The sequence below is a fragment of the Paracoccus marcusii genome, assembly GCF_006151785.1.
GTDB classification, from domain to species: Bacteria; Pseudomonadota; Alphaproteobacteria; order Rhodobacterales; family Rhodobacteraceae; genus Paracoccus; species Paracoccus marcusii.
In genome coordinates this window covers 1-584 of the sequence record NZ_VDDD01000292.1, presented here as the reverse complement: position 1 = coordinate 584, position 584 = coordinate 1, and the positions used below count along the sequence as shown (strand labels likewise).

Genomic DNA, 584 nt, shown 5'->3' with positions numbered 1-584 from the left:
CCGGCCAGTGTCGCCCCCAGCAGCATCGCCTCGCGTGCCTGTCTGTTCTGGCCATCGTCGCATGCGGTGATCAGGTTCGCAGCCATCAGGCGCAAGGCTTCCTTTGCCAGAATGTCAGACAGGGGGTTCTTTCTGAGTCTGCCGGTGAATGCTTCGATGGCATGCACCATCGCGTCGATCCCGGTGGCCGCGGTCTGCAGGGGTGGCAGGCCAATCGTCAGTTGGGCGTCCAGCAGAACGCGATCGGCGTACAGCTGTCGTGCAACGATCCCCATCTTCGTGGTCGTGCCGGTGGTCAGGATCGTGATGTTCGTGACCTCGGAGCCTGTGCCAGCAGTCGTCGGCACCTGAACCAGCGGTACCCGCGCGCCAGTCACCTTTCCTATGCCATACATGTCGGCCAGTGACTGATCCGAAGAGATCATCACGGCAGCCAGTTTCGCGACGTCCATCGACGAGCCACCGCCGAACCCCATGACGATGTCAGAGCCAGCATCCTTGGCCATCGTCGCGCATGCGATCATCACATCTTCTGGCGGGTCGGCGACGACATCATCGAAGATAGTTATCTCGAACCCTGCCGA

Annotated in this window: 1 protein-coding gene; it reads right to left on the bottom strand. The window is 61.3% G+C overall.

Annotation, left to right across the window (positions count from 1 at the left end):
• The coding region (locus FHD68_RS18830) for an iron-containing alcohol dehydrogenase (RefSeq protein WP_139086665.1) at positions 1–584 on the bottom strand (584 nt) is incomplete at both ends.